The organism is Mesorhizobium sp. B2-4-3, assembly GCF_006442815.1.
GTDB lineage: Bacteria > Pseudomonadota > Alphaproteobacteria > Rhizobiales > Rhizobiaceae > Mesorhizobium.
In genome coordinates, this window is record NZ_VFVL01000032.1 from 67077 (window position 1) to 73091 (window position 6015).

4 protein-coding genes are annotated in these 6015 nt (G+C 62.2%); 2 read left to right on the forward strand and 2 right to left on the reverse strand.

Features of this window, described 5'->3' with window-relative positions:
* Nucleotides 1-9 precede the first annotated feature (9 nt).
* Nucleotides 10-2043 carry a lytic transglycosylase domain-containing protein gene (locus FJ956_RS24845; RefSeq protein WP_140683068.1) on the forward strand — a complete coding sequence of 678 codons (2034 nt, stop codon included), beginning with the start codon at nt 10-12 and terminating at the stop codon, nt 2041-2043.
* 97 nt (nt 2044-2140) lie between these two features.
* On the forward strand, nt 2141-3040 hold the full coding sequence (locus tag FJ956_RS24850) for an alpha/beta hydrolase (RefSeq protein WP_140683071.1): 900 nt from the start codon (nt 2141-2143) through the stop codon (nt 3038-3040).
* A 587-nt stretch (nt 3041-3627) separates the two neighbouring features.
* Here the strand turns inward: FJ956_RS24850 and FJ956_RS24855 are convergent.
* Together FJ956_RS24855 and FJ956_RS24860 are read right to left on the reverse strand one after the other, a co-directional pair.
* A complete protein-coding gene (locus FJ956_RS24855) occupies nt 3628-4704 on the reverse strand; it encodes a site-specific integrase (protein WP_140683073.1) in 1077 nt (358 codons plus the stop codon).
* Between the two features lie 243 nt (nt 4705-4947).
* Nucleotides 4948-6015 (reverse strand): porin (locus tag FJ956_RS24860; RefSeq protein ID WP_140781996.1); only part of this gene is annotated, 1068 nt, incomplete at its 5' end.

The following is a 6015-nucleotide window of genomic DNA, read 5'->3' on the forward strand; positions in this document are numbered from 1 at the left end:
GGATTGAACATGCCGATGAGGCGGCCTCATTTCTTCGCGCTTTTGGGCGCGATCGCCGCGCTGACGCCAACAATGGCGATCGGCGGCAGCGTCGATGCGCGCGCGACGGCCTCGATTCCGGCGCCCGACGCGCCGCAGGCGCCGGGCCAGATCTCGACCGCCCCCGACATAGCGCAACTGAAGAGCGGGCTCGATGCGCTCGCCGCCAACAACATCGCCGCCGCGCGCAACGCGCGCGACACGCTGCCCGCCACCTCGCTCGACCGGCACATCCTTGCCTGGGCGATCGCGCTTTATGGCGGCGATCAGGTGCCGAGCGGCGAGATTGCCGACGCGGCCAAGATGCTGCCGGGATGGCCCGGCACGATCGCGTTGCGCAAGAACAGCGAGCGCGCGCTCTATCGCGAGAACCCGCCGCCGCAAGTGGTGGTGCAGGCCTTCGGCCGCAGCCAGCCGCTGACGCCCGAGGGTGTGATCATCCTTGCCCGCTCGCAGATGGCGCTGGGCAACCAGGCCGCGGCACGTGCGGTGCTGGTGCCGTTCTGGCGCACCGAGAAGCTGGAAGCAAAGGACGAGGCGACCGTCATCAAGGAGTTCGGCGCGCTGATCCCGGCGGCCGACCATCGCTACCGCATGGAGCGCATGTTCTATGCCGACCGGCCGTCCTCGGCGCTGAGGGTCGCCGGCCTCGCCGGCGCACAGCCCCTGGCGGATGCCTGGGCGGCTGCCGACAAGGGCGACAAGAACGCCGCCAAGCTGTTGAAGGCGGTGCCCGCAGCGCAGCGCTCCGCCGGCTATTTCTTCGCCGAGGCGGAATATCTGCGCAAGCAGCAGAAATTCGCCGATGCCGCGGCAATCGTGATGAAGGCGCCGACGAACCGCGATTCGCTGGTCGACCCCGATGCCTGGTGGGTCGAACGCCGCGTGCTGTCGCGTGAACTGGTCGACCAGGGCGACATGAAGACCGCCTACAGAATCGTCTCCATGCACGCCGCCGAGAGCCCGCTGAACGCCGCCGAAGCCGAATTCCATGCCGGCTGGTATGCATTGCGCGGCCTCAACGACCCGGCGACCGCCGCCGGGCATTTCACGCGCATCACCGAATTCGCCCAGGGACCGGTGTCGCTGTCGCGCGCCTATTACTGGCTCGGCCGCGCGGCGGAAGTCGGCGGCCCGGGCAACGCCAAGGATTATTTCACGCGCGCGGCCGGCTACGGCACGACCTTCTACGGTCAGCTCGCGGGCGAGCGTGTGGGCTTGAGGTCCCTCAACATCGCCTATCCGAAGCCGAGCGCCGCCGACCGGCAGAGTTTCGACGGCCGCGAGGCGGTGAGCGCGATCAAGCGGCTGCAGGACGCTGGCTACGACCGCTATGCCGAGACGCTCTACCGCGATCTTGCCGGGCAGCTGAGCAGTCCGGGCGAGCTGGCGCTGCTTGCGGTGCTGGCCGAAAAGCAGGGCAACCATTTCATGGCGCTGAAGGTCGGCAAGATCGCCGCGCAGCGCGGCATCGATGTCGGCGCGCTGTCGCATCCGCTGGGTGTCATTCCCGATTCGGCCAACATTTCGGGGTCCGGCAAGGCGCTTGCCTACGCCATCGCCCGCCAGGAAAGCGAGTTCAACGTGGGCGCCGTTTCCAGCGCCGGCGCACGCGGCCTGCTGCAGCTGATGCCGGGCACAGCCAAGCAGCTGGCGAAGAAGGCCGGCATGAGTTTCTCGCAGGCGCGGCTGACGACCGATGCCGGCTACAACGCGACGCTGGGCTCGGCCTTTCTCGGCGAGCAGCTCGACCGCTTCGGCGGCTCCTACGTGCTCACCTTCGCCGGCTACAATGCCGGCCCGAACCGCGCCGCCCAATGGGTGGCGAAGTACGGCGACCCACGCGGCAAGGAAGTCGATGCGGTCGTCGACTGGATCGAGCGGATCCCCTACACGGAAACAAGAAGTTACGTGCAACGCGTGATGGAAAATTACGAGGTCTACAAGATGCGTATTTCGGGGAAATACGATATCGTGGGCGACCTCGTGAACGGGCGGAGTTGAGGTTCTTCCTTCTCCCCTTGTGGCAGAAGGGAAGAGTGTTTGACGATCCCTGCCCTCGCCTGTAGCTGTCGATCACCCAGCGAGGAGCGGCATTGCGATGGCGAGCGACGAAGGTTTCTCCGACTTCTTCTATCCCGCGCCCGACGGCCTGAAACTCCATGCGCGGATCTACGGCGAAGCGAATGCCAAGGGCTGCCCGGCAGTCTGCCTGCCCGGCCTCACCCGCAATGCGCGCGACTTTCATGAACTCGCGATCCATCTTTCCAAGAAAACGGAGAGCCCCCGGAAAGTCGTTGCCTTCGACTACCGCGGCCGCGGGCAATCCGACCACGATCCCGATATCGGCCATTACAATGTCGGGGTCGAAGCCGGCGACGTGCTTGCCGGACTGTCCGCGCTCGGCATCGAACAGGCCGTCTTCGTCGGCACGTCGCGCGGCGGCCTGATCATCCATATGCTCGGCGCATTGACGCCGGCCATGCTAAGGGCCGTCGTCCTGAATGACATCGGCCCGGTGATCGAGGCGGAGGGCCTCTCCCATATCCGCTCCTATCTCGACCGTGCGCCGAAACCGAAGACATTCGCCGAGGCGGTGGATGCTCAGCGGCGCGTGCACGGAGCCGACTTCCCGGCGCTCACCGTCGCCGACTGGGCGCGAATGGTGGGCGCGGTCTGCCGCCAGACGAAGGCCGGCTGGGTGCCGGATTTCGATCCGGCCCTGGTCGACACGCTGGCCGGCATCGACTTCAGCAAGCCGCTGCCGGATCTGTGGCCGCAATTCGACGCGCTCGCCACCTTACCGCTGCTCGCCATTCGCGGCGCAAACTCGAAGCTGCTTTCCACGGCGACGCTTCAAGAGATGCAGGAGCGGCACCCCGGCATGGAACAGATCACCGTCGAAGGCCAGGGGCACGCGCCGTTCCTGGAAACCGGAACTTTGCCGGAAGAGATTGCCGCATTCCTTGATCGGGTCGAATATCGAGTAGAAATGAAATAAAGCCTGAGACTATATCGGCCCCGGGCTTTATCATTAAATATAGATTTTTCCGGCCGGCGAGGCCGATCCGACCGGCTTAGTTCACCGACACAGGGATTTTGAAAGGTTGCCTTTTGTCTTGGTGCAAGATTTCCGGTCATGTCCGTGAAATCGGCGCAAACGCTCGGGATTTGGCTGAAGCCGCCCCAACCTCGTCATTCTATGGCGGAGCAAGGAGCGAAGCGACGCGGCGCAGACCATAGAATCCATTCCGTGACCTTGGAGTGCCGCCACGGTGCAGAATTCTGCTCCGTTGCATTCCTTGGCGAAGGTAACGGCATGGATTCCAGGGTCTTCGCCACGGAGCTTCGCTCCTGCTCCGCCCTGGAATGACGATGGCGATGGGCGTTTCGGCCAATCTCCAACGCATGCCGCCTGCCAATGCAAACGGAGCCGACCGGTCAAAATCCTCTGTGTCGGGGAACTAGCGCGTTTCACCGTTTCATGGAAACGGCAAAACGCCCTATCTCTTTGTTTTTACGCCATTCCGGACTGAAGGTCACAGCGAAGGTGCCGAACTTACCGCTCACACTTTTCCTGGAATTGCTCTATTCGCCTTTCGAGCGCTTGCGGGGCGCCTTGGCCGGTTCCGGCCCTTTCGCTTTCCGAGACGGCGGGGCAGAGGTCGGCGTCGTTAGTGGCGACGCGAACACGGAGTTCTCGGCCGGTCGCGACGATGCTTCGTTGCCGCGCGGTTTCTCGAGAACGACAACACAGCCATCGAGATCGTTGGTGGCCAAGTGCGCGTAACGCATGGTCATCGACAAGGTCTGGTGGCCCAGCCACATCTGGACGCGCCTTATGTCGATACCGCCCTGGACGAGACGTGAAGCGCAAGTGTGACGCAGGATATGCGGCACCACCTGCTCGTCGGCGCCGAGGCTGACTTCCGTCTTCGCTTCGTTCCAGATCGCGCGGTACTGCGCCTGTGTAAGCTTGGTGAACGGGCCTTTCGGCCGGCGTCCTTCCGTGTTCGGCGGCAGCTTGATGACTTCCTTGACGCGTTCGGTCATCGGAATGGTGCGGCTGCGGCCGGACTTGGTGATCCAGAAGGAGACCCGGTGTTCCTGGATGTCGTTCCAGATCAGGCCGAGCGCCTCGCCAAGGCGGCAGCCGGAATCGACCAGGAAGACGGAAAGCCTGTAGGCATCCTCGCTGCGGCTTTTGATCGCCGCGAACAGCCTTGCTTCTTCGTCCCTTTCGAGGAAACGAATCCGTCCCGCCCGCTCCTTCTGGCGGCGGAACTCGGGCAGGCTGTGGATATCTCCCATCTTATGCGCCTTACGCAGCAATTTGCTGAGTGCAGCCATCTTGCGATTGATGGTTGCGTTGCTGTTGCCGCGCTGGCGCAATGTACCGATAAGATTGTCCAGGGTATTCTGGTCAAAGGTGCTGAAACGCTCTCCAAGAAGGATCTCGTCTATTTCACCAATGAAAGAGCTGACATTGTATTTATGCCGCCCGTCATCCCAGAGTATATCTCGATAAGCTGCAAAAAGTTCCCCGACCCTATACGACTTTACTTCTCTGATCTTGTTGTATGTGTAGTTAAACTTCGAATTCTGAGAAGAAAAAACCGCAAAATGATCAGAGGAGCCCCCCTCTTGAATCGCTTCGTTCGTCATTTTTTGACCACACCCCCGAGTGGATAAGCACAGCTACCCGCTTGGAGGCGTCCTTTCAAGAGTTTTTGTCCGACAAAATGGTTTTCATCCACCAGGCGGCAGATCCCGACGAAACCATTTCACAGACTTCAGCTACCTGTACCCCCTTCTCGTCTTTCGCTTGCCCTCACCCAGTCGCGAAAACAAAATCCAGCCCGGGCAAGAAAACGCCCGGGCTGGATTTCACCTGTAGAATTCCAGCCCTTAGAAGTCGCGCTGGAAGCGGATGGCCACGCCGACGGCGTTCTTTTTGTCGTCAGGAATTTCGGTCCAGTTGAAATCGTTCTTGGCGTGGTCGTTGTGAGCCCAGTCAATTTCGGTGATGACCGAGAAGCCGGGAACGATCGTGTAAGCAACGTTCGCCGCGAGACCGAATTCCTTCTTCTGGTCATACGAAGCCTGGAGGTTGAACGACGCCTTCTCGTTGAACTTGTAGGTGCCGCCGCCCCACACAGCCCAGTTGCCGCCCCACGGCTTGTAGAAGTTGCGCGGAGCGTTGTCGTCGGTGCCGTAACCGCCCATGACGAACAGCGTGAAGGCGTCGTTGACGTTCACGTCCAAGCGAACCTTGCCGGCCCACTCTTCCCAGTTGCTGTTGTAGGCGACGACGCCGCTGATGCCGCCCCAGCCCTGCGTCCACTTCACGCCTCCGACGATATGCGGCACGTAGCTGTCGATGAGCTCGCTGCCCGGCAAAGTCCGGCCGTCGTCAGCGGTACGAAGGCTGCGGTCGGGGAGGACATAGCCACCGTAGGAATTGCCCTCTTCGAACGAGACAATGGCCGAGAAGCCGTTGCCTGCGTCGAAGGTGTAGCTGATCAGGTTGGTGTCGAAGCCGCCGTAAGGAACCAGCGTATCGTTGATGACGTTGCCGGCGTAGCCGGTGAAGGTGTCGAAGGCCGATTCGGAAGCGCCGATTTGCAGGCCACCGAGCTGGATCCAGGCAAAGTGGGCGTTGACCGCCGAAGCACCATCAGCGAAGTCGAAACGGGTCTCGGTGTAGGTCTTCAAGGTGCCGAGTTCGGTTTCCTGGCCGGTCCAGGTCCTCAGCGCGAGGCGAGCCTGCTTGTGCCAGGAGCGCTGATCGTCGCCGTTCAGGACGTCGGTCGTGCCGCGACCATCGAACGAGCCTTCCTGACCAGCCGAGGCGTCGTAACGGATATAGCCGCCGATGCGCAGGCAGGTCTCGGTGCCCGGGATGTAGAAGTAGCCGGCGCCGTACACGTCGCAGATCTTGACGTATTCAGCCGGTTCCGGTTCGGCGACGGTCAC